The organism is Sporosarcina sp. NCCP-2222 (assembly GCF_023168145.1).
Classification (GTDB): Bacteria; Bacillota; Bacilli; order Bacillales_A; family Planococcaceae; genus Sporosarcina.
Genome location: NZ_BQYK01000012.1, coordinates 12,458 through 34,714, shown reverse-complemented (window position 1 = coordinate 34,714; position 22,257 = coordinate 12,458). Strand labels below are relative to the sequence as shown.

Sequence of the window (22,257 nt, the reverse complement as noted above, 5' to 3'; positions counted from 1 at the left end):
GGTTACTCCTGCTCTGGGTCACGCAAATAATATCCGACCCCACGCCTTGTCACAATCCATGTCGGATGGCTCGGCGTATCTTCAATCTTCTCGCGCAGCCGGCGGATCGTTACATCCACTGTCCGCACATCGCCGTAATAATCATAGCCCCATACCGTTTGCAGCAAATGCTCCCGTGTCATCACCTGGCCGATATGCTTCGCCAAGTAATGGAGCAATTCGAATTCCCGGTGTGTCAGTTCAATCGTTTCGCCTCTTTTTTGCACTAAATAAGCGTCCGGCTGAATGACTAGACTGCCGACTGCGATATCGTTGGACACCTCTTCCTGCTCTTCCGAAGCAGATTTGGAATGTCTGCGCAAGTTCGCTTTTACTCTTGCGATCAATTCACGGGTTCCAAATGGTTTTGTTACATAGTCATCTGCACCAAGTTCCAGACCGAGCACCTTGTCGATCTCCGAATCCTTGGCAGTCAGCATAATAATCGGGAAATCGTATTTCTTCCGCACTTCCCGGCATACCTCCATGCCGTCCCGCTTTGGAAGCATAATGTCGAGAAGCATGATATCCGGCTGGATTTCCTCCACCTTTTCCAATGCTTGCTCACCATCGTAAGCACAGTGGACGGTAAACCCTTCCTTCTTCAAATTGAACTCTATTATATCTGCAATTGGTTTTTCATCATCTACAACTAAAATTGTCTTATCCTGCATGGCCCCTACCCTTTCCCGCCAGTTGGCGATGCTCTCTTATAGTTTACTCTATCATTGTTGCAATGAATTCGCACGCTCTAATCATTGCCATTCATAGGCTTGCTGTCTAGTTCCCTTCCCTAGTATTTCCCGGGGAATATTTCATCAAACTTCGCCACTAAACGACATTAGATGTCGGAACAAATTAAAAAAGAGGACACGCAAGCGGTGTCCGTCCCTGTTGTCCTCATATTATTCTAGCACAGATAAAGGATTGATGTTGCTTCCGCCCTTGAACACTTCAAAATGCAGATGCATGCCTGTTGAGCGTCCTGTAGAGCCCATGACACCGATTTTAGATCCTTGAGGCACTGTTTGTCCCACTTTCACGTCGATAGATGAGAGATGTGCATACAAGGTTTCATAGCCATTATTATGTGTAATGACGATTCGGTTTCCATAGGTGCTGTGATACCCTACATCTGTTACGACTCCATTGTCCGCAGCAAGGATATCTCGGGAGGATGGGCGGGCAATATCAATTCCTTCATGTACCCGGCCCCACCGGTAACCACGTTGGCTGGAGACATATCCTCCGACAGTCGGCCAAACGAATTCTCCTGTTCCTCTGGAAGGAATCACTTTCGTTCCAACGACCGTCACTTCATCGACCGGTTCTTGAAGGACATGCTCCTCGGTGATGGAAGAACCGACAACGGCCCCGTTCTGCTTGCGGATTATCCGCGTCACCATCTTTTTACCGTCAGTCCCTTGTTGTTTCACGTGATCCTCGCCCTTGAACGCCGTGTCGTCCTCTTCGGTCACTTTTTTGAACGCAATCGGTTCCATTTGCTTTGCTTCATAATGGACTTCGACAGTGACAAACGGCTCCAGAACGGTAACATTCAATTCATCTCCCACATGAAGCAGTGTGTCTTCATTCAGGGATGGGTTTAATGTTAGCAAGTCGGCCGTGGATAGATTATGGGCAACCGCAATGGAGCCTAGCACATCCCCGGATTGCACCGTATACTTCTTCTCTTCGAGCGTCCCTTTATTTAATAGCTTCAATGCTTTATTCACGCTTAATACGTCCTCTGGATCGGCCAAGCCATCCATTGGCTGTACGTCTGAACTGAAAACGATTTCAGAAATTCTTGTTTCATCTTCCTTCAAAGCGGGTATCGGTTGTTCAGAGGAAGTGCGTGCTTCATACGCAGCCAGTTCCGCCTCTGTTACAGATTGGAGCTTCAATTGGCGAAGCACTTCATCATAAGCTTGTTTATCTTTTACATAGAAAGCTGTCTTCCCACCGATTTGGACACCGACAGCTTCTGATTGGACGGTTAGCACATCTTCCAATTTATCAAACACGGCCTGTTCTTCTGTACCTGCCGTAAATACTTTCTCGGGAACGATCGATAATTCTGTGCCGATCGTCAATGGGAGATTCCCAAAGTCAGCCGCCACTTCCTTAATCTTTGCCTCTTTCAGCTGATCGAGCTTCTCCTTATCCTCAATTATTCCGACATAGGTTCCATTCGTATAGACATGGTAGACCGTATGAAGGCTGCCTTCGTCATTTGCTGAAGCATAGCCTGCCGTCAAGCTCCATCCGCCTAACAGGATGGCCAGTATAGTAAGTTTATGTATTGGTTCTAGTAATCGATGTTTCATTTGGAATGGGCTTTTACTACTTCCCGTCTCCGCATTGCGTTTCATCCTACAAGACTCCTTCCATTTCTCAACAAGTAGTCGATTCTTACAAGACGACTCCTACTTTTTTCACACTTCTCTAATTTAACATAAGCAATCTATCTCTTGTTCGTTTGTCCTTTTTTGTAATGTATTTGTATTATTCCAACCAATTACTCTTAGATATTACCATTAACAGGTAAAATTTCAAGAGAAAAACCGCAGGAATCTCGAGAAGCTGTCTCGATGTTTCCTGCGGTTTAGTAGTTATCCTGAAAATGCGGGGGCCTGATGTTGGCTCCAGTCAATATTCAAGAACTTATTATATTCCTTTGCGAATGCCAGACTCACCGTGCCTGTCGGACCGTTACGCTGCTTGGCAATGATAATTTCAATGATATTCTGATTCTCGGTTTCCTTATCATAGTAATCCTCACGGTAGAGGAAAGCTACGATATCGGCATCTTGCTCAATACTTCCTGATTCCCGTAAGTCGGACATCATCGGGCGTTTATCCTGCCGCTGTTCGACGCCACGGGATAACTGAGAAAGTGCAATAACCGGTACTTTCAATTCACGCGCGAGCGCTTTAAGAGAACGAGAAATCTCGGAAACTTCCTGTTGCCGGTTTTCCCCGGACCGTCCACTTCCCATGATCAATTGCAAATAATCGATCAAGATCATACCGAGTCCATGCTCCTGTTGCAGCCGCCGGCATTTAGAACGTATTTCATTGATTCGGATACCAGGCGAATCGTCGATGAAAATTCCTGCATTTGAGAGGCTTCCCATCGCCATCGTCAGCTTCCGCCAATCTTCTGCTTCGAGGTTCCCGGTCCTCAATACCTGAGCATCGATATTCCCTTCCGCACACAGCATACGCATGACTAGCTGATCCGCGCCCATCTCCAAACTGAAGATTGCTACGTTTTCATCTGTCTTCGTCGCTACATTCTGCGCTACATTCAGGGAGAAGGCCGTCTTCCCAACAGATGGACGGGCCGCTACGATGATCAGATCATTACGCTGGAATCCGGCAGTAATCTTGTCCAAATCCCGGAAGCCCGTTGGTATCCCGGTTACTTCACCACGTCTTGTATGAAGCAATTCTATATTGTCGTACGTATCGACGAGAACGTCTTTAATATGTTTGAAGTCTCCCGAGTTTTTCCGGTTGGAGACCTCCATCATTTTCTTTTCGGCTTCCGCCAATACGGTTTCCACTTCATCTTCCCTTGTGAAACCATCTTCCACAATCGTAGTGGCCACCTGGATCAAGCGGCGGAGAAGTGCTTTCTCCTCCACGATCTTGGCGTAGTATTCAATGTTCGCTGCTGTCGGAACTGCATTGGCAATCTCAGTTAAGTAAGAAATACCACCGACATCTTCCAATTCCTTTTTAGCAGACAGTTCCTCGGTCACTGTAACTACGTCGATCGCTTGTCCCCGATCACTTAGCGTGACCATTGTATTAAAAATCTTTTGGTGTGCTGTCCGATAGAAATCATCCGGCAGCAAGATTTCAGACGCTGTAATCAGCGCCTGCGGATCAAGGAAGATCGCACCAATGACTGACTGTTCCGCTTCATTGTTATGGGGAGGTACCCGTTCGATCATCCGGTCCATTCTAATTAGGTCCCTTCCATCATTCTTCCGTTACATGCACTTTGAGCGTAGCTGTAACTTCAGGATGTAATTTGATCGGCACATTCGTATAACCAAGGGAACGGATGGCATCCGGCAATTCCATTTTGCGCCGGTCCACCTTCAGCTTCTTAGTCTTTTCAAGTGCATCCGCAATTTGCTTCGTCGTGATGGAACCGAACAAGCGGCCGCCTTCACCCGATTTTGCTTTCATTTCGACTGTAATTTCATCGATTTTCGCTTTTAAATCTTTTGCCGCTTGAAGTTCGGCCGCAGCATCTTTCTCAGCACGTTTTTTCTGGCCATCCAATTGGCTCATATTCGCTGCCGTCGCCTCGACGGCCAGCTTGTTTTTGAGAAGGAAGTTCTGCGCATATCCAACAGATACCTCTTTTACTTCGCCTTTTTTCCCTTTTCCTTTGACGTCTTGCAAAAAGATTACTTTCATTCTGAATTTCCCCTTTCTACTTTATTGGAAATAGCGGTCTTTAATAATTCTTCCGCTTCCTCTACCGTATCTACAGTCATTTGGCAGGCAGCATTCGTTAAATGGCCGCCTCCTCCTAGCTCTTCCATGATGAGTTGAACATTCAGTTCACCAAGCGAGCGGGCACTGATGCCGATCTTCCCATCTGGCCGTGGTGCAATGACAAAGGATGCAATCACATCTTGCATTGTCAATAAAATATCGGCGGTCTGCGCAATCAATACGGAGTTGTATGTCACATCATTCCGTCCTTTGGCGATGGCAATTCCACTCTTTGATAATTCAACCGTCTCAATCAGTTTAGATCGCTCAATGTAAGTGGAAATGTCCTCTTTCAATAACCGCTGGACGAGCACGGTATCGGCGCCATTCGTCCGCAAATAAGATGCCGCTTCGAATGTCCGGGATCCCGTCCGCAATGTGAAGCTCTTCGTGTCAACGACAATCCCTGCAAGCAGCGCCGTCGCTTCCAGCATCGTCAATTTCTCGTTCTTCGGCTGATATTCAACCAGCTCTGTGACAAGCTCAGCAGTTGAAGAAGCATACGGCTCCATATAGACGAGCATTGTGTTGTTAATGAATTCCTCGCCGCGTCTGTGATGATCAATGACAACAAGCTTTTCCGCCCGTTCAACGAGCCGCTCATCAATGACCATGCTCGGCTTATGCGTATCGACCACAACCACAAGCGATTTATCCGTCAGCATTGATAATGCTGCATCCGGTTCAATGAAATGAGCATGCAGCTCTTCATCCTGCTCAATTTCCATCATCAGTCGAGTGACACTGCCATCCAGCTCATCGGGATTGTAGATGACATACCCTTCGATATTGTTCATCCGTGCCATCTTCCGGACACCTATGGAGGCGCCAATCGCGTCCATGTCAGGCATTTTATGACCCATGACAAACACTTTGTCGCTTCCTTGTATCAAGTCGCGCAATGCATGGGAAATAACCCGAGCCCGGACACGCGTCCGTTTTTCCACTGGATTTGTCTTCCCGCCATAAAACTTCAGCTTACCGTCCGCACTTTTGATGGCCACTTGATCACCGCCACGTCCAAGAACAAGGTCTAAGCTCGATTGGGCCAGCTCACCAAGCTCAGTCAACGAACCTGATCCTGTTCCGACTCCGATACTTAAAGTCAACCCGGTGCTTTGTTTGGCTGTCTTTTCCCGAATATCATCCAAAATGGAGAATTTCGCTTTTTCCAGCTTAGCGAGTGAAGCTTCATTGAAAACTGCTAAGAAACGATCCGATGCAATTCGTTTGACGAAGATTCCATTTTCATTGGCCCAGCTGTTGACCAGCGAAGTGACAAGCGAGTTCACTTGGCTTCTCGTCTGGTCATCCATCGTCTGGGCGAGTTCATCATAGTTATCGACGAGCAAGATGCCCAGTACGGTCCTGTCTGCATAATACAGTGACTCCATCTCGACTTTCTCGGTTACATCGAAGAGATAAATGAGTTTTTCTTCCGCCTTATAAATGACGTTATACGAAGCATCATCCAGATGAATAATCACATGATCTGGCGATTCATTTTTAATAATCGGATGAAAATCATCGGAAAGATCGTAAATATCCTCCCCGACCAGTGTCTCTTTGTGGAAAACTTTCATCGCATAGGGATTCGCCCATTCGATGGCATGTTTGTCATTCAACAGCATAATTCCAATCGGGAGCTCAAGCAGCGCTTCTTCCCCAACCTTTTTCATTCTGTAGGACAAGGACTCAATATGCTTTTCAGTTTCTATATAAGTTTGGTCTTCAATTTTCCATGCGCTCGCTATGGCAGTTACATAGAGCACGGTAAAGAACAGCCCGAACCAAAAATTGTATAGGAACAGCAGTATGGCCGCCATGACACCCAGAAGAGATAAGGCTGTCAATGGATAGCGGATTGCCCTTTTCCTAAAAAATGAAGTCATTGTTTCATCCCCTTACCTCGTCTGGTCTTTGTCAATCCATAATCGTACATTGGCCGCCACGTCAAATAAACCAAGCAGAATTGTAATAGGGCTCAAGACGATACCCACGAACATCATGAGTGCCGTCACTATACCAGTTGTCTTTAGTCTATGCATGAAATAATGAATGAGCGATAACCCTTGCAAAAGAAAGAGGAACCGCAATAAGAGCATGGCATTGACGAATAGTATATACATACCCGAACTTTCATCTATCTTGCCCAATATGGAATATAAAAGAAGCAGCCCATAGATAAATACAGTGATGACAGGCAAGCGCAAGTCACGGAGCGGTGGAAATTGCGGGACATCCACTCCAATCCTTCTCATCAGCATAAAGTTAAACGTGATGAGTAAAAAGGAGAACATGAAAACTCCGCCAATGAACATCATCGGAATGGTTACCCGGTAAAAAGCGAAAAACTCGTAAACCATCTCCTTGTATTCGCGGGACATGGTGCCCGTCTGTGGACCAAACTCCAGAAGCAATTTCTGCCAGCTTGCCATAATGGCCAATACACGATCGACCAGATTGATTTGAAATAAAAAAACTCCTGCCACGTAGGCTAGCATGCCGAGTATGAGCAGTGTCAAGGATGTCGCCATAAATGTATAGAGCTTTGTTTTGCCCAGACTGATCATCTCACCGATCAAAAGCCCGATAATCAGGTAAAGCAAAGCGAACGGCAATGTGACAAGCCCCGCAATAAGCACTGATAGGAGAACACCCGCCACAGCCAGCATGATCGAAGCTGTCCGATCCGTTCGTGTTCTATAGAGCATGATCGGCAGCGGGATGAAAATAGTTGTCACGACACCTGCTACTGTATATGTTGAAACGGCAAGCAATATGGCAAAGAGGGCGAGCATCATCGCTCCAAACGTTATTTTCCGTGCACTATCTTGCATGTTCCATTCCTCCGGAGCAATTATAGAACTCTTCCTGCTGAAAGAAATCCATTCAATTCGCTAAGATTGGCCCATCCCCCAGGAGGGGCAGGATGACCCATCCTTTTAATTGTATCATGAGTGCATCTGTTTCTCCAAAGGGAGGGAACAGCAAAAGATACACCCGGGACCTGGAAAAATTGCCAACCCGTCCAGTTGGCAGGAGATGACTTTCCAGCTCTATCCTTCACTCTCTTAGAGAGTAAAAAAAAACCGCCTTCGCACCAGTTAGACCGGTTTCACAAGGCGGTTCATGTAAAATTGTAATTATCTTTCTTCCGCTACGAATGGAAGAAGTGCCATAATACGAGCACGTTTAATAGCAGTCGTTAATTTACGTTGATATTTCGCGCTTGTGCCAGTTACACGGCGAGGCAAGATCTTTCCACGTTCAGAAACGAATTTCTTAAGTAGATCTGTATCTTTGTAATCGATATGTGTAATGTTATTTGATGTAAAATAGCAGACTTTACGTCTTCTTTTACCTCCACGGCGTGGTGCCATATCGCTTTCCCTCCTCACTTTTACGTACGTTCATCCAATTAGAACGGCAAGTCGTCGTCCGATACTTCAATCGGGCCGCCGCCTGTCGAGAATGGATCATCATTAGTACGCGTATAGTTTTGTTGATTGGATTGTTGATACTGTTGGTTCGGCTGCTGATTCTGATAATATGGCTGATCGTTCTGAGGTGCGCCATAGGCAGCTCCAGACCGGTCTGCACTTGCACTTCGCGGTTCCAGGAATTGAACGCTGTCCGCCACGACTTCTGTCATGAAGACCCGCTTTCCGTCTTGTCCATCGAAACTGCTCGTCTGGATACGGCCTTCGACGCCGGCAAGACTTCCTTTGCGCAAGAAGTTAGCAGTGTTTTCAGCCTGCTTTCTCCAAGTGACACAGTTGATGAAATCAGCTTCCCGTTCTCCAGATTGGTTCGAGAATGCCCGGTTCACCGCAAGTGTAAAGCGAGTGACCGCTATACCACTTTGTGTGTACTTGAGTTCAGGATCTTTTGTCAATCGGCCAACTAAAACGACTCGGTTAATCATCAGATTGCAACCTCCCTCATCATGTTTCGAACTTTACCCAGTCACGGTTATGTCAATCTATATGGATTAGTTGTCAAGACGAACAGCCATATAACGAATGATGTTTTCGTTGATGTTCGCTAGACGATTAAATTCATCGATCGCTTCAGTTTTTGCATTCGCAGTAACGAGTTGGTAATAACCTTCGCGCAAGTCGTCGATTTCGTAAGCAAGACGGCGCTTGCCCCACTCTTTCGACTCGATGATTTCCGCACCGTTGGAAGTAAGGATATCGTTGAAACGTTCGATCAACGCTTTTTTCGCTTCGTCTTCCACTGTTGGACGGATGATGTACATGATTTCGTACTTTCTCATCTTCAGTCACCTCCTTATGGACTTTGGCCCGATGATTTACAAAGGGCAAGGAGTAAGTAAATTTAATTTTATTACTCACATCATCATATTTTAACATACCTAAAGCTTTTTATCAACTATTATTTGATATACTCTACGTAAGGAGTGATGTTATGAATGAGTTGCCTGCGCCTGATCATGTAATTGATATTGATCTTCCCAAAGTGACGAAGAGCGGCATTCTTTGGACCATCGGCAGTTTTATCCTGCTCATCGCCATTCTCGTTGTGGTGAAAGGGGAATTCTCGTTTACCTTCTCTTTATGGGGTCTTCTATTGTTTATCATTGGCTATGTGGCTTTAATTGTCCTGCACGAAGCATTTCATCTGCTTGGCTTCCGAATTTTCGGCGGTGTACCTTGGAAGCGTATGGTCGTCGGTGTTAACTTGAAGCTGGGTATCGCCTATGCAACGACTGACAAGCCAATGACTAATAGCGCCATCAGGAAAGCTTTGCTGCTTCCTTTTTGGACGACCGGCATTGTCCCTGGACTAATCGGATTATATCTAGATAGCGGCATTCTTGTGGGTCTGGCTGCTTTTCTGATTGGCGGCGCTGCAGGAGACTTTGCTATGTATAAGGAGCTGCGCAAATTGCCGGATGACTGGCTGGTAAAAGATGATCCCGAACGTCCCAAGCTCTATTTGTATCAACCCGGCCGCATCAGCGATACGATCGGGGAATCTCCCGAATCCATCTAAACACAAAAACCGGACAGGAGACGAATACGTTCTCCTGCCCGGTTTATTATTTTTCCATTTGGGATGTCCTGCGTTTACACGTTAAAGCGGAACAGCATAACATCGCCATCTTGAACAACGTACTCTTTACCTTCAAGGCGCACTTTGCCGGCCTCTTTGGCAGCCGCCATTGATCCAGCTTCAACGAGAGCATCGTAAGAAACCGTTTCAGCACGGATGAATCCACGTTCGAAATCGGTATGGATAATACCAGCACATTGAGGCGCCTTCATCCCTTTTCGGAACGTCCAGGCGCGCACTTCTTGAACGCCTGCCGTAAAGTAAGTGGCGAGACCGAGCAAGCTATAGGCCGCTTTGATCAATTGATCCAAACCTGATTCCTTAATGTTGAGTTCTTCTAGGAACATTGCTTTCTCTTCATCGTCCAGCTCGGCCATTTCTTCCTCAATCTTTGCACAGACGACAATCACTTCCGCATTATCTCCCTTAGCAAACTCACGAACTGCTTTTACATATTCATTGTTATCAGCATCCGCAATTTCATCTTCTGAAACGTTTGAGACATATAGCATTGGTTTAATCGTTAGAAGATGCATGCCTTTGATGAGTTGAAATTCTTCCGGTGTCAATTCAACCGAACGGGCAGGCTTTTCATTTTCGAACGCTTCTTTTAATTTCAATAAAACCGGCTCTTCCGCCATTGCTTCCTTATCTTTCTGCTTTGCCATTTTGGAAACACGAGTTAACCGCTTTTCTACGCTTTCCATGTCAGCAAGAATCAACTCAAGATTAATAATCTCAATGTCGGCAATTGGATCGACTTTCCCAGAGACATGGGTAATGTTTTCATCCGCAAAACAACGGACGACCTGGCAGATCGCATCCACTTCCCGGATATGCGAAAGGAACTTATTTCCCAGCCCTTCCCCTTTGCTCGCTCCTTCTACGATTCCCGCGATATCTGTAAATTCGAATGCAGTCGGAACTGTTTTTTTCGGCGAAACGAGCTCTGTTAATTTTTGTAATCTTTCGTCTGGGACTTCCACGATACCTACGTTCGGGTCAATCGTACAAAATGGATAGTTGGCAGCTTCTGCTCCTGCCTTTGTTATCGCGTTAAAAAGTGTCGACTTCCCGACGTTCGGCAATCCGACGATTCCGGCTGTTAATGCCATGGTTTTCCACTACCTTTCATATATCTGCACATTCCAGTAATTCTTGTCCAATTCAACCTCTCTATTTATAGGAACAGAATCAGGTTCTTGTCTATTATCGATTCAAATTTCTGCCTTTCCAATCACTTTCTTCATCTTTTTGGCGAACTCGTTGCGCGGAAGCATAACACTATGTCCGCAGCCTTCACACTTGATACGGATATCTGCTCCCATCCGAATGATTCTCCAGGCATTCTTCCCACATGGATGAGGTTTTTTCATCTCCACAATATCATTCATCTCGAACTGCTTGTCCAGCATGCTTGTCGCCATCCCCTTTCCGTTTATGCTTCATTTAGTTTCGTTACCAATGTCGGGTATGGAATCTCAACACCCTGTTGCTCCAAGTATTGTTTCAACTCGATACTAATCTTTCGGGTCACTTCATACTGACGCATCGGTTTCGTTTCAGCCAAAATACGCTCAATGACAGCCGTATCCGTAAAGTCATGGGCACCAACCAATCGCGGTGCTGAAATTAAGTCTTCATCGTGTTTACCCATCTCAGTCAAGTAAGCCGTAATAAGCTTTTCTACTTTTTCTATCCCAAGCTCAAAAGGAATGGTTACATCGACGATAGCCAAAGAGTTTTTCACGGAGTAGTTAACCACCTGCGCAATGCTCCCATTTGGTAAAATGGTGAGCTCGCCTGTAAAGCTTTTGATTTTCGTTGTCCTCAGCCCGATCTCTTCTACTTCCCCTTCTGCAGTGCCGATCTTTACGTGATCCCCTACAGAAAACTGATCTTCAAAAATAATAAAGAACCCGGAAATCACATCTTTCACAAGGCTTTGAGCTCCAAATCCGACAGCCAACCCAAGAACCCCTGCTCCTGCCAGTATCCCTTTTAAATCAATTGTAAATTCAGAAAGTACGGCAATAATTGCTGAGAAATAGACTACATATGATAAGACATTCTCTAGCAACCTCAACAAAGTTTGTTCGCGTCGTGTGTCTTTTCGCAGCGGGCCTTTCAGTTTGAAACCGAATACCCGACGAATCACCATTTTCCCTATCCTTACCACAACAGCTGCCAAAACAATAATGAATATGATCTTTATTGCATGACCTCCTATGGAAATCCATAGATCTTCGTCCAAAATATAGTTTTCTAGTTTCTCTAGCATTGTCAATGTCTTTCCTACTTCATCAGCCATTCAATCTCTCCTTTCATCGTATAAAATGAGTTCATTTAGCGTATACTGCCTACACCATTAGTAATTATAGTAAAAGGTCGGAGATTTGACGTCTCCTTCCGATTTGACCGAAAGGAGATTTCCAATGTCCATCGCCTTATCCCCTTCATTTGATTATCGGATTCATTATAAAGAGACAGGCATCGTCTGGAAACTGAGCACATTCTTTTTGGAACATATTCCGTTTGACAAGAAATCACTCGTTTTCTATTGCATTGGAACAGATCGTTCCACCGGAGATGCACTTGGACCTTTGACTGGCTCCCATTTATCTGAGTCCTTGATTTTCCCCTTCCCTGTCGTCGGAACATTGGAAAATCCTTTGCATGCCCTGAATTTGCAGGAACATCTGGACAAGACGATGGATGAACATGCTGCTCCCTTTATCGTTGCGATCGACGCCTGCCTCGGGAAAAGCGAGTCGATCGGCCATCTACTATTTCAAGACGGACCTCTTTATCCCGGAAAAGCAGTCGGAAAAGAACTGCCTGCTGTCGGTGACTTGTCCATCAAGGGTGTCGTCAATATTTCAGGCTTCATGGAACACGCGGTCCTCCAGAGCACCCGTCTTCATCTATCTTTTGAAATGAGCCGTATTATTGCCCGGGCACTCCAACTTGCCTACGGCCGCCACTCAATGTAGCGAGTGGACAATCGTCACGATGATGGCGACCACGACGATTCCAGGAATAAAGTTCGCCACTCTCATTTTCGTGATGCCTATTAAATTCAATCCGATGCCGACAATCATCAATCCACCTGTTGCAGTCATTTCCGAAATAAAAAAGGATAGCAATTCATCTGACACGAAACGGCTGATTTGCGTGGCACAGAGGGTGATAATCCCCTGGTAAAGTAAAACAGGGATTGCCGCAAATGCTACGCCGATCCCCAGCGTCGAGCTTAATATAATGGAAGTAAATCCATCAATGATTCCCTTCATAAGTAACACATCATGATCATTCCGCAGTCCACTGTCTATTGCGCCAATGATCGCCATGGAACCTACTACAAAAATGAGCGTTGCCGTCACAAACCCTTGTGCAATACCTGGGCCTTCTTTCTTGGCCGGCAGCTTTTTTTCTATCCATTGGCCAAGACGGTTGATCTTTCCATCTAAATCTATCCACTCGCCTATAACAGCACCAATGACAATACTTGTGATGACAATCAAGATTTGAGTGCTTTCAAATGTCATTTGAATTCCAATTGCCGTTACAGCCAGCCCTATTCCATACATGACGGTTTCTTTCATCCGCTCAGGGATATTGTTTAAAAACCTGCCGATGAATGCGCCAAGAACAATTAATAATGCATTCGTTATGGAGCCAAATAAAATCATGATGTCCTCTCTTTCATCGCACGTTTTCACATAATGTCTCTCTAAAAAGAATACCTATTTTGCATTCAAGCAAAATAGGTATTGATTTATTCACTCAACAACTCAAGAATCCGCTCCAAATCTTCTTCCGTGAAAAATTCGATTTCTATCTTTCCTTTGTTTTTCGTTTTCTTAATGGAAACATTAGTACCGAAGTATTCACGCAAGTTTGACTCTTGTTCTGCAAGAAAGATATCTTTTTTCTTTTCGTTTTTTGTTTCACGTGGAACATCTTCATTTAATTTTTGCACTAGTCTTTCTAGTTGTCGGACATTTAGACCTTCTTTTAATGTCCTTTCCGCTACTGCAAGAATCTGTTCTTTTTTTCGAAGTCCTAATAATGTTCGCCCATGCCCCATCGATAATTTACCTTGAGAAATGTACGTACGGATTTTATCAGGCAATGACAATAATCGAATATGGTTTGCGATATGCGGTCTGCTTTTGCCTAGACGAAATGCCAACTGTTCCTGAGTAAGTTGCAGGTTATCCATCAATTTTTGATAGGCTTCTGCCTCTTCAATTGGTGTTAAATCTTCGCGCTGCAAGTTTTCAAGGATAGCCATTTCCATCGATTCTTCATCGCTAAGCAGCCGAACGATGGCTGGTATTTCCTCTAATCCTGCTATTTTTGCCGCTCGGAAACGTCTCTCCCCTACTACGATTTCATGGGAAGTACCCACCTTCCGGACAATGATCGGCTGCAAAATACCATGTTCTTTGATGGAGTCGCTCAGTTCTGCAATTGCACTTTCATCAAACAATTTCCGTGGCTGATATGGATTCACTTTGACACTTTTCAAACGGATGTGCTCAATCTTTTCCGCATTTGACAGGGATTCTTCAGGAAACAAAGCATTTAACCCTTTTCCAAGACCTTTAGCCATTGTGCACCACTTCCTTTGCCAGCTCTAAATATACTTCCGCACCTCGTGACCTGGAATCATATATAATGATCGGCTCTCCATGGCTAGGTGCTTCACTTAATCGTACATTTCGAGGAATTATTGTTCCGTACACTTTATCTTGAAAATACTTTTTCACTTCTTCAATGACTTGAATTCCTAAATTCGTTCTTGCATCAAACATGGTCAATAATACACCATCAATTTGTAAATTCTCGTTTAAATGTTTTTGTACGAGACGGATTGTACTTAACAGTTGACTCAACCCTTCAAGCGCATAATACTCACATTGTACTGGGATAATAATGGAATCCGCAGCAGTCAATGCATTGATTGTAAGCAACCCGAGTGAAGGTGGGCAATCAATGATGATATAATCATAGGATTCTTTTGCATCTTGAATGGCGTGTTTCATACGTACTTCACGCGAAATGGTAGAAACCAATTCAATTTCTGCACCAGCCAATGAAATGGTTGCCGGGATGACTTCCAAGTTTTCCACTTTCGTTGGATAAATGACTTCTTTTATGTTCACATCATCTATTAACATATCATAGATGCAATGATGGACATCCCCCTTGTTGACACCCACCCCACTTGTTGCGTTCCCTTGTGGATCGGCATCTATCAATAAAACCTTTTTGCCGATATGTGCAAGGCAAGCACTCAAGTTAACAGAAGTGGTTGTCTTTCCGACGCCACCTTTTTGATTGGCGATCGCTATTATCTTTCCCACGCTTGCACCTGCTTTCTCACTCAATGTACAACTCCATGTTTAGAATGATAAACCGTTTCTTGTCTAACGGATTGGAAAATGCAGCCGTATTTTATGAATTCATTACGGATGAAATCCAAAAGGCTAAATAGTCAGCAATTCACTCTATACTAGTTTAACAAAAAAAGAGTTATCATGGTAACGGTTCGCGCAAAAAAACTCCTGCTTACGGATAGCAAGAGTATCTCGCAATGACAACGAGAGTCATAGTATAATAGATTTTATTTTTTCTTTGGAATTTTAACCGTGATTGTATAGAAATCATCGGAATCTTCTTCTTCTGTTTTCACGTCAATACCGCTTTTCGAAACGAGAGACAATGATTGCCGTATCGTATTAACAGCAATCCGAACATCCTTGCTAACCGATTTTCTTTTTGGAATAGCTCGTTTCTTTTCCTTCGTCTCTTCCTGAGGATTCATTAGCTGCTGAATTCGTTCTTCTAATTGTTTAACGTTCATCTGCTGATCGAGTGCCTCATGGAATACTTGTAATTGCAATTCACTATCCTTAATAGGAATTAATGCGCGAGCATGTCGTTCGGATAATTCCTTTGAAAGAATCTTGCTTTTTATTTCCTCAGGCAATTTCAGCAAACGTAATTTATTAGCAATCGTCGACTGCCCTTTCCCTAGGCGCTGTGCCAAAGCTTCTTGCGTGAGTGAATGGAGCTCCAGCAGTTTTTCATAGGCATAGGCTTCTTCGATGGCCGTTAATTCTTCCCTCTGCAAGTTCTCAATCAAGGCAATGGAAGCTGTTTCCCTGTCATCTAAATTCCGGACAATTGCGGGAACCTCTTTCCATCCCAGCTTTTTCATTGCGCGGAAACGGCGCTCCCCTGCTATGATTTCATAGCCATCGTTTTCCGCCTTCCGAATGACAATTGGCTGGATTACACCGTGTGTATGAATCGTACGAGCAAGTTCTTCAATCTTCTCTTCAGAAAAAACCGTACGCGGTTGATATTTATTTGGGCGAATTAAATCTATATTTACTTGTTGGACCTTCTCTTGTGGAACTTCCTCATTCTCCTGGAAAACAGGTTCTTTTTCTGTATTTCCGAAAAATCGTGAGAACGTATTTTTCATCCCGGCACCACCTTTATAAGACTGCTCACCAATAATAAGTTAGTTCGTCATAATTATTATATATCCTCTTTATTGGTTATTAAAGAGTAGAATAAGACCCTTCCAAAATGCACGCTTATTTTTGTTCCACGTGAAACAATTACTGAATCGGCGTTTTATTGGGAATGCCTGGCTTCCGAGGATATTTCTTAGGTGTCTTTTTAAATTTACGGAAAACAAAAATATTTCTCTCGCTATCTTCAATCGGTAAGGAGAATGAGTATTTATCTTCCAACTTAGCTCCAAGGACTGAAATGGCTTTTTCCGCATCGGAGAGTTCCTCCTCCGCTGCCGCCCCTTTCATGGAGACGAATCGGCCATTTTCCTTCGCTAACGGAATGCAAAGTTCCGCAAGCACGGATAAACGTGCCACAGCACGTGCCGTGACCATATCAAATTGTTCACGATAGGCTGGATTTTGACCAAATTCTTCGGCTCTCGCATGGACAAATCGTACGTTCGTAAGTTCAAGCTGATTTGCCAGCTCGTTCAAAAAAGTAATTCGTTTATTCAATGAATCCACGATTGTGACAGATAAATTGGGGAAGCAGATTTTTAACGGAATGCTTGGAAATCCAGCTCCCGCTCCAACATCACATAAAGTTAATTCCCCTTCCATCGGTACGTAAAATGCTGCACTAACGGAATCAAAAAAGTGTTTTAAAAAGACTGATGGCTCATCTGTGATCGCTGTGAGATTCATTTTTTCATTCCACTCGACGAGTAACCGAAAATAATCGTTGAATTGACCTCTTTGTCTATCGTTCAATTCAATCCCTTTTTCTTGCAATGCTTGTACAAACTGTTCTGGATTCAATTTGACCCTCCTAACACGAATAAAAAAACTGACGCAGACGTTCCCATCTGCATCAGTTCAATGACTCACCCTGATATTTTCGCGATTTTCCCCTGTTCAATATAAACGAGGAGAATCGAAATATCGGCCGGATTTACCCCTGAGATCCGTGATGCTTGTGCGATGGAAAGCGGCCGGACTTCACTTAAGTTTGTCTTGGCCTCTTTGGCTAGCCCTGAAATGGCATGGTAATCAATGTCTTCAGGTATCTTTTTATTTTCCATTTTTTTCATGCGATCGACTTGTTGCATCGATTTTTGGATATAGCCTTCATATTTGATGAATATTTCAACTTGCTCCGCTACATCTTCCGGCTTCTCTTCTGACGGAGGAACGATGCGGGCAATTTGGCTGTATTTCATTTCTGGCCGTTTCAATAGGTCGGCAGCTTTCATCGGTTCTTTCAATTCGGCTCCTTCAGATTCACGAATGATTTCCTGTACTTCTTCACTCGGTTTAATCGTCATTTGGCGCAGCCGATCGATTTCTTCCTCGATCAATTGTTTTTTGGCTAGGAATGCTTCGTGCCGTTCCTCACTGATCATGCCAAGACGATATCCTATTTCAGTCAACCGTAAGTCTGCATTGTCATGACGCAAAAGCAAGCGATATTCAGCACGAGATGTGAGCAAACGGTACGGTTCGTTTGTTCCTTTTGTCACAAGATCATCAATCAATACGCCAATGTACGCATCCGACCGGCTGAGGACTACTTCCTCTTTGCCGAGAACACGGCTTGCTGCATTGATTCCTGCCATGATCCCTTGTGCTGCGGCTTCTTCATAACCGGAGGTACCGTTTATTTGCCCTGCCGTATACAGATTGCGGATCTTTTTTGTCTCCAAAGTCGGCCAAAGCTGTGTCGGAACGATCGCATCATATTCAATTGCATAGCCGGCACGCATCATTTCCGCTTTTTCCAGACCTGGCACACTCTCAAGCAATTTCCTTTGAACATGTTCAGGCAAACTGGTCGATAGACCTTGTACATAATATTCTTTCGTATTTCTTCCTTCTGGTTCCAGGAAAATTTGGTGACGAGATTTATCGGCAAAGCGGACGATTTTATCCTCAATGGAAGGACAGTAGCGTGGTCCCTTCCCTTGAATCATTCCCGAATACATAGGTGACAAGTGGAGGTTTTCATTAATGATTTCATGTGTGGCCGGTGTTGTGTAGGTTAACCAGCAAGGCAATTGATCCATGATGAATTCAGTCGTTTCATAACTGAACGCTCGCGGAACATCATCCCCTGGCTGAATTTCCGTTTTGCTGTAATCGATTGTTTTGCCGTTGACACGTGGTGGCGTTCCTGTCTTGAAACGCACGGTTTCGAGTCCAAGCTCACGCAAGCTGTCTGCAAGTCCGATAGACGGCATCTGGTTGTTTGGTCCGCTTGAATATTTCAAGTCACCGATAATAATCTCACCGCGCAAGAAAGTCCCCGTCGTGATAATGACCGTTTTTGCACGATAGATCGCACCAATTTGTGTGAGAACACCTTTCACTTCATCATCTTCAACAATCAGTTTTTCGACGACGCCCTGATGAAGAGTCAAGTTTTCCTGTTCTTCCAGCGTTCGCTTCATTTCTTGCTGGTAGAGGACTTTATCTGCCTGAGCCCGAAGAGCCCGGACGGCAGGTCCTTTCCCCGTGTTCAGCATGCGCATTTGAATATGCGTCTTATCAATCACTTTCGCCATCGCTCCGCCAAGTGCATCAATTTCACGAACGACAATCCCTTTAGCAGGACCCCCGAGTGAAGGATTGCACGGCATAAAAGCGATCATATCAAGATTCATCGTTAGTGCGAGTGTCGATGCACCCATCTTCGCTGAAGCCAAAGCCGCTTCTACACCGGCATGGCCTGCTCCGATGACAATACAATCGAACGTGCCTGCTTCAAATTGTGGCATGTTCGTTCATCCTTCCTATAGTTAAAGTAGTCCTTGGCTCATGCGTTAAAATAAACTTATATGATGAAATAAGGGGCTGGCTGCCCCCATTAAATTTCTTGCTTCCGCCTTTATTTTCCTAAACAGAATTGGGAGAACAATTGGTTGATCAAGCTTTCTTGCACTGTATCCCCTACAATTTCCCCGAGTATTTCCCAAGTCCGCGTAACGTCAATTTGAATCATATCGACCGGAACATTCGCTTCAGCCGCTGCAATGGCATCTTGAATCGTAGCGTGTGCCTTATGGAGAAGGGCGATATGCCGAGCATTGGAAACGTATGTTAAATCCCCTGCTTCCAGTGACCCTTCGAAGAATAATTTTGAGATTGCTTCTTCGAGTTCATCGACGCCTTCTTCTTTCATTAATGAAGTGGCGACAATTTTGGGATTTTCAACGAGATTTTCGACCTCAGTAAAATCGAGTTTTCGAGGAAGATCCGTTTTGTTGGTTACAATAATTCGGTCCATGCCTTCCGTCGCTTCAAAAAGCCGTTTGTCTTCTTCCGTAAGTTCCTCGGAACTATTGAGGACTAGGAGAATTAAATCAGCTTCCTTTAGTACTTGGCGAGAACGTTCTACCCCGATTCGTTCGACAATATCTTCCGTCTCCCGAATGCCGGCGGTATCAACGAGGCGTAAAGGAACACCCCGTACATTGACGTATTCTTCTATAATATCACGAGTCGTCCCCGCAATGTCGGTAACAATCGCTTTATTTTCCTGTACGAGACTATTCAGCAGGGAAGACTTCCCTACATTCGGCCTTCCGACGATAACCGTGGATAAACCTTCCCGTAAAATCTTCCCTTGGGAGGATGTGCGAAGCAGCTTGTCGATCTCCTCACTTACCCACGAGCATTTTTCAATCATTAACGGAATGGTCACTTCTTCAACATCGTCATATTCCGGATAGTCGATATTCACCTCGACCTGAGCCAATGTTTCTAACAGGGCTTGCCGTAAATCTCCGATCAATCTGGAAAGCTTTCCATCCATCTGATTTAAAGCAACATTCATGGCACGATCTGTTTTTGCCCGGATTAAATCCATGACTGCTTCCGCTTGAGACAGGTCAATTCGCCCATTCAAGAAGGCACGTTTCGTAAACTCGCCTGGTTCGGCAAGGCGCGCTCCCTCTTTTAGAATGAGTTGCAGCACCCGCTTCACTGCAACAAGGCCGCCATGGCAATTCACTTCGACTACATCTTCCCGCGTGAATGTTTTGGGTGCCCGCATGATGGAAACCATTACTTCCTCGACCACCTCTTCTGTCGAAGGATCGATCAGATGTCCGTAATGGATTGTATGTGATGGTTCATCCGCCAAGTTTTTCCCTGACGGCGAACGAAAGATGCGACTTGTCAGTTGGATAGCTTCGTCCCCACTGAGCCGGACGATGGCGATAGCTCCTTCACCCATTGGTGTGGATATCGCAGCAATAGTATCATAATGCATTTTCTTCACCTCTCCGACTTTGTTATGCACATGTGGATAACTATTTTGGACATGACTATCTAACGTAATATAATATCATAAAAGCACGTTTTCTCCTAGTATCCACACCAAAAAATGTGGATAAATCGTCTGATGGAAATAGAAAATAAATGGAGGAGTCTTCCTCTTACCAAACGAAATGGGACAAACTCGCCAGAATTCCATGTTATACTGTAGGAATTGAATATTTATTCATCGATTGGGGGCTCATTATGTCGATAGTTTTAACCATGTTAGCGCTTGGCGCCATACTCGGTTTTATCGGAGCGGGTGGAGCCGGATTCATCATCGCCGTGTTGACGCTAGTCTTTCATGTTCCAATCCATGCGGCGGTGGCCACATCTTTAACAGCGATGGCTTTTACGAGTCTTTCAGGGGCTTTCAGCCATTACCGGGAGGGCAATATTGCAATTAAAGCCGGTTTATTGGTCGGTAGTTTTGGTGCGGTTGGGGCTTTTATCGGCTCTAAGCTAGCAGTCTTTATTCCGGAGCAGAACCTTCATTATTTTACAGGCGGCATGCTATTATTCTCGGCAGCTCTGCTGGTCTTCCGGTTATTTTTCCTTCATCCTAAGGAAGCTGGACGCAATGACAGCCGTTATTCAGTCTTTTTAGCGAAAACAGTTGCACTGGGCATCATCACAGGCCTGCTTTCGGGAGCGTTCGGCATCGGATCGACTCCGTTTATCCAGCTCGGGCTTCTTACATTTCTTGGACTTAGTTTACGACAATCCGTCGGCACAACGATGCTGGTCATTGTTCCGATTGCAATCGGAGGAGGAATTGGCTACTCTACGGAAGGTCTGCTGAATGCCAAGTTGCTGTTGCAAGTGCTCGTCGGCACCATGATTGGGGCGTATATTGGGGCAAAATTTACGAACATCGTTCCAAAACCGGTATTGAAAGCTGCGATGATTGCCACTCCGAAAGTCAGCGGATTGCTTCTACTCTTTTAATATGAAAAGCCTGCAAGGACACTCGGTTATCGCGAGTATTCCTGCAGGCTTTTTCATTATTTCATCGGTTCAATGACCAAGTAACGGTTTGGATCTGTACCTTCCGAATACGTTTCAATATCCAGCCGATTGGACAATGCGTTATGGATGACTTTCCTTTCGTAGGAAGGCATCGGCTCAAGCTGTACTTTCCGTCCTGTGCGAATGGCTTGGTCTGCCATCCGTTCCGCCAGCTGCTCCAGCGATTGTTCGCGTCTTTCGCGATAATCGCCAACATCCAGGCGGATGACTTTAAATTGTTCCGCATATTTATTCACAACAAGCTGGCTAAGTTGCTGAAGGGAATTAAGTGTCTGTCCCCTCTTTCCAATTAAAAAAGCTGCTTTCGAGCTTTCCAAGTGGAACGAAATGTACTTTCCGTCATTCTCATGTTTGATCTTCAAATCTTGGATTCCCATGTCTTCCGCAATCTCGAGCAAGTACTTTTTTGTCTCCTCGATGGCTTTTTCGTCCGACACTTTCTTCAACGGCTCCGTATCCTCGGCTAGAGCATCCGTTTCAGCAATCTCTGGTTCAATTGATGTGCTCAATTGCTCAGCCGGGCTTGCCGGTGCCGTTTCTTTTACCTGCTCCGTCTCTGCTTGCTCCTCAGTCACCGTTTCAGATACTACTGACTCTGCAGCTGGTTCTGGAGTTTCTTCTGCTTTCACCGTGACAACGACTTCTGCATCCCGTGCACCAATTCCAAGAAATCCTTTTTTACCGGAATCAACAACTTCAATTTCTACCTGATCCCGGGTTACGCCAAGTTCCC

Annotated in this window: 23 protein-coding genes; 3 read left to right on the top strand and 20 right to left on the bottom strand. The window is 44.9% G+C overall.

What is annotated here, in order from left to right; translation table 11 throughout:
- Window positions 1-2 precede the first annotated feature (2 nt).
- From yycF to rpsF, 9 genes are all read right to left on the bottom strand, one after another.
- Window positions 3-713: a response regulator YycF gene (yycF, locus tag NCCP2222_RS18880; protein ID WP_248513936.1), complete on the bottom strand. Its 711-nt coding sequence runs from the start codon at window positions 711-713 to the stop codon at window positions 3-5.
- 231 nt (window positions 714-944) lie between these two features.
- The gene (locus tag NCCP2222_RS18875; RefSeq protein ID WP_248513935.1) at window positions 945-2,414 is read right to left on the bottom strand and encodes a peptidoglycan DD-metalloendopeptidase family protein; all 1,470 of its coding nucleotides are present in this window, start codon (window positions 2,412-2,414) and stop codon (window positions 945-947) included.
- A gap of 240 nt (window positions 2,415-2,654) precedes the next feature.
- On the bottom strand, window positions 2,655-4,013 hold the full coding sequence (dnaB, locus tag NCCP2222_RS18870; protein ID WP_248513934.1) for a replicative DNA helicase: 1,359 nt from the start codon (window positions 4,011-4,013) through the stop codon (window positions 2,655-2,657).
- A 19-nt stretch (window positions 4,014-4,032) separates the two neighbouring features.
- The gene (rplI, locus tag NCCP2222_RS18865) at window positions 4,033-4,479 is read right to left on the bottom strand and encodes a 50S ribosomal protein L9 (RefSeq protein ID WP_248513933.1); all 447 of its coding nucleotides are present in this window, start codon (window positions 4,477-4,479) and stop codon (window positions 4,033-4,035) included.
- Window positions 4,476-6,452, bottom strand: a complete 1,977-nt coding sequence (locus tag NCCP2222_RS18860) for a DHH family phosphoesterase (protein ID WP_248513932.1) — start codon at window positions 6,450-6,452, stop codon at window positions 4,476-4,478. The genes rplI and NCCP2222_RS18860 overlap by 4 nt, the downstream gene beginning before the upstream one ends.
- Before the next feature lie 12 nt (window positions 6,453-6,464).
- The gene (locus NCCP2222_RS18855) at window positions 6,465-7,400 is read right to left on the bottom strand and encodes a DUF2232 domain-containing protein (protein ID WP_248513931.1); all 936 of its coding nucleotides are present in this window, start codon (window positions 7,398-7,400) and stop codon (window positions 6,465-6,467) included.
- A 306-nt stretch (window positions 7,401-7,706) separates the two neighbouring features.
- Window positions 7,707-7,943: a 30S ribosomal protein S18 gene (gene rpsR, locus NCCP2222_RS18850; RefSeq protein ID WP_147059474.1), complete on the bottom strand. Its 237-nt coding sequence runs from the start codon at window positions 7,941-7,943 to the stop codon at window positions 7,707-7,709.
- A gap of 38 nt (window positions 7,944-7,981) precedes the next feature.
- Window positions 7,982-8,488 (bottom strand): single-stranded DNA-binding protein, encoded by a 507-nt coding sequence (ssb, locus tag NCCP2222_RS18845; protein WP_238079806.1) that lies wholly within the window; start codon window positions 8,486-8,488, stop codon window positions 7,982-7,984.
- A 66-nt stretch (window positions 8,489-8,554) separates the two neighbouring features.
- Window positions 8,555-8,842: a 30S ribosomal protein S6 gene (gene rpsF / locus NCCP2222_RS18840; protein ID WP_248513930.1), complete on the bottom strand. Its 288-nt coding sequence runs from the start codon at window positions 8,840-8,842 to the stop codon at window positions 8,555-8,557.
- Window positions 8,843-8,994: 152 nt separating this feature from the next.
- On the opposite strand from rpsF, the gene NCCP2222_RS18835 reads away from it, so the two are divergent.
- A complete protein-coding gene (locus NCCP2222_RS18835; RefSeq protein WP_248513929.1) occupies window positions 8,995-9,582 on the top strand; it encodes a DUF3267 domain-containing protein in 588 nt (195 codons plus the stop codon).
- Window positions 9,583-9,656: 74 nt separating this feature from the next.
- On the opposite strand, the gene ychF is transcribed toward NCCP2222_RS18835, so the two are convergent.
- From ychF to NCCP2222_RS18820, 3 genes are all read right to left on the bottom strand, one after another.
- Window positions 9,657-10,757 carry a redox-regulated ATPase YchF gene (ychF, locus tag NCCP2222_RS18830; RefSeq protein ID WP_248513928.1) on the bottom strand — a complete coding sequence of 367 codons (1,101 nt, stop codon included), beginning with the start codon at window positions 10,755-10,757 and terminating at the stop codon, window positions 9,657-9,659.
- A gap of 102 nt (window positions 10,758-10,859) precedes the next feature.
- Window positions 10,860-11,057: a DUF951 domain-containing protein gene (locus NCCP2222_RS18825; protein WP_248514002.1), complete on the bottom strand. Its 198-nt coding sequence runs from the start codon at window positions 11,055-11,057 to the stop codon at window positions 10,860-10,862.
- A 23-nt stretch (window positions 11,058-11,080) separates the two neighbouring features.
- On the bottom strand, window positions 11,081-11,953 hold the full coding sequence (locus tag NCCP2222_RS18820; protein WP_248513927.1) for a mechanosensitive ion channel family protein: 873 nt from the start codon (window positions 11,951-11,953) through the stop codon (window positions 11,081-11,083).
- A 124-nt stretch (window positions 11,954-12,077) separates the two neighbouring features.
- Between NCCP2222_RS18820 and yyaC the strand changes: the two genes are divergently transcribed.
- The gene (yyaC, locus tag NCCP2222_RS18815) at window positions 12,078-12,635 is read left to right on the top strand and encodes a spore protease YyaC (protein ID WP_248513926.1); all 558 of its coding nucleotides are present in this window, start codon (window positions 12,078-12,080) and stop codon (window positions 12,633-12,635) included.
- On the opposite strand, the gene NCCP2222_RS18810 is transcribed toward yyaC, so the two are convergent.
- From NCCP2222_RS18810 to mnmE, 7 genes are all read right to left on the bottom strand, one after another.
- Window positions 12,627-13,334 carry a DUF554 domain-containing protein gene (locus NCCP2222_RS18810; protein WP_248514001.1) on the bottom strand — a complete coding sequence of 236 codons (708 nt, stop codon included), beginning with the start codon at window positions 13,332-13,334 and terminating at the stop codon, window positions 12,627-12,629. The genes yyaC and NCCP2222_RS18810 overlap by 9 nt on opposite strands.
- 86 nt (window positions 13,335-13,420) lie before the next feature.
- Entirely contained in the window at window positions 13,421-14,260 is an 840-nt protein-coding gene (locus NCCP2222_RS18805) for a ParB/RepB/Spo0J family partition protein (RefSeq protein ID WP_248513925.1), read from the bottom strand.
- Window positions 14,253-15,014: a ParA family protein gene (locus NCCP2222_RS18800; RefSeq protein WP_248513924.1), complete on the bottom strand. Its 762-nt coding sequence runs from the start codon at window positions 15,012-15,014 to the stop codon at window positions 14,253-14,255. Before NCCP2222_RS18800 ends, NCCP2222_RS18805 begins: the two co-directional genes overlap by 8 nt.
- Before the next feature lie 260 nt (window positions 15,015-15,274).
- Window positions 15,275-16,141 carry a nucleoid occlusion protein gene (noc, locus tag NCCP2222_RS18795; protein WP_248513923.1) on the bottom strand — a complete coding sequence of 289 codons (867 nt, stop codon included), beginning with the start codon at window positions 16,139-16,141 and terminating at the stop codon, window positions 15,275-15,277.
- Between the two features lie 139 nt (window positions 16,142-16,280).
- Window positions 16,281-16,997, bottom strand: a complete 717-nt coding sequence (gene rsmG, locus NCCP2222_RS18790; protein ID WP_248513922.1) for a 16S rRNA (guanine(527)-N(7))-methyltransferase RsmG — start codon at window positions 16,995-16,997, stop codon at window positions 16,281-16,283.
- A gap of 65 nt (window positions 16,998-17,062) precedes the next feature.
- Complete coding sequence (gene mnmG, locus NCCP2222_RS18785; protein ID WP_248513921.1) at window positions 17,063-18,952, bottom strand: tRNA uridine-5-carboxymethylaminomethyl(34) synthesis enzyme MnmG; 1,890 nt, start codon at window positions 18,950-18,952, stop codon at window positions 17,063-17,065.
- Between the two features lie 110 nt (window positions 18,953-19,062).
- Window positions 19,063-20,448, bottom strand: a complete 1,386-nt coding sequence (mnmE, locus tag NCCP2222_RS18780) for a tRNA uridine-5-carboxymethylaminomethyl(34) synthesis GTPase MnmE (protein ID WP_248513920.1) — start codon at window positions 20,446-20,448, stop codon at window positions 19,063-19,065.
- A gap of 251 nt (window positions 20,449-20,699) precedes the next feature.
- Between mnmE and NCCP2222_RS18775 the strand changes: the two genes are divergently transcribed.
- Entirely contained in the window at window positions 20,700-21,443 is a 744-nt protein-coding gene (locus NCCP2222_RS18775) for a sulfite exporter TauE/SafE family protein (protein ID WP_248513919.1), read from the top strand.
- A gap of 56 nt (window positions 21,444-21,499) precedes the next feature.
- Here NCCP2222_RS18775 and jag read toward each other — a convergent pair.
- On the bottom strand, window positions 21,500-22,257 hold a 758-nt coding region (jag, locus tag NCCP2222_RS18770; RefSeq protein ID WP_248513918.1), incomplete at its 5' end, for an RNA-binding cell elongation regulator Jag/EloR.

Coding starts and splice junctions, on each gene's coding strand:
- ychF (WP_248513928.1), bottom strand. CDS start 10,757: ATGGCATTAACAGCCGGAATCGTCGGATTGCCGAACGTCGGGAAGTCG.
- mnmE (WP_248513920.1), bottom strand. CDS start 20,448: ATGCATTATGATACTATTGCTGCGATATCCACACCAATGGGTGAAGGA.
- NCCP2222_RS18875 (WP_248513935.1), bottom strand. CDS start 2,414: ATGAAACGCAATGCGGAGACGGGAAGTAGTAAAAGCCCATTCCAAATG.
- dnaB (WP_248513934.1), bottom strand. CDS start 4,013: ATGGACCGGATGATCGAACGGGTACCTCCCCATAACAATGAAGCGGAA.
- mnmG (WP_248513921.1), bottom strand. CDS start 18,952: ATGCCACAATTTGAAGCAGGCACGTTCGATTGTATTGTCATCGGAGCA.
- NCCP2222_RS18775 (WP_248513919.1), top strand. CDS start 20,700: ATGTCGATAGTTTTAACCATGTTAGCGCTTGGCGCCATACTCGGTTTT.
- noc (WP_248513923.1), bottom strand. CDS start 16,141: ATGAAAAATACGTTCTCACGATTTTTCGGAAATACAGAAAAAGAACCT.
- rplI (WP_248513933.1), bottom strand. CDS start 4,479: ATGAAAGTAATCTTTTTGCAAGACGTCAAAGGAAAAGGGAAAAAAGGC.
- NCCP2222_RS18835 (WP_248513929.1), top strand. CDS start 8,995: ATGAATGAGTTGCCTGCGCCTGATCATGTAATTGATATTGATCTTCCC.
- rpsF (WP_248513930.1), bottom strand. CDS start 8,842: ATGAGAAAGTACGAAATCATGTACATCATCCGTCCAACAGTGGAAGAC.
- NCCP2222_RS18810 (WP_248514001.1), bottom strand. CDS start 13,334: ATGATTTTATTTGGCTCCATAACGAATGCATTATTAATTGTTCTTGGC.
- rpsR (WP_147059474.1), bottom strand. CDS start 7,943: ATGGCACCACGCCGTGGAGGTAAAAGAAGACGTAAAGTCTGCTATTTT.
- NCCP2222_RS18860 (WP_248513932.1), bottom strand. CDS start 6,452: ATGACTTCATTTTTTAGGAAAAGGGCAATCCGCTATCCATTGACAGCC.
- ssb (WP_238079806.1), bottom strand. CDS start 8,488: ATGATTAACCGAGTCGTTTTAGTTGGCCGATTGACAAAAGATCCTGAA.
- NCCP2222_RS18825 (WP_248514002.1), bottom strand. CDS start 11,057: ATGCTGGACAAGCAGTTCGAGATGAATGATATTGTGGAGATGAAAAAA.
- NCCP2222_RS18820 (WP_248513927.1), bottom strand. CDS start 11,953: ATGGCTGATGAAGTAGGAAAGACATTGACAATGCTAGAGAAACTAGAA.
- NCCP2222_RS18855 (WP_248513931.1), bottom strand. CDS start 7,400: ATGCAAGATAGTGCACGGAAAATAACGTTTGGAGCGATGATGCTCGCC.
- yyaC (WP_248513926.1), top strand. CDS start 12,078: ATGTCCATCGCCTTATCCCCTTCATTTGATTATCGGATTCATTATAAA.
- yycF (WP_248513936.1), bottom strand. CDS start 713: ATGCAGGATAAGACAATTTTAGTTGTAGATGATGAAAAACCAATTGCA.
- NCCP2222_RS18805 (WP_248513925.1), bottom strand. CDS start 14,260: ATGGCTAAAGGTCTTGGAAAAGGGTTAAATGCTTTGTTTCCTGAAGAA.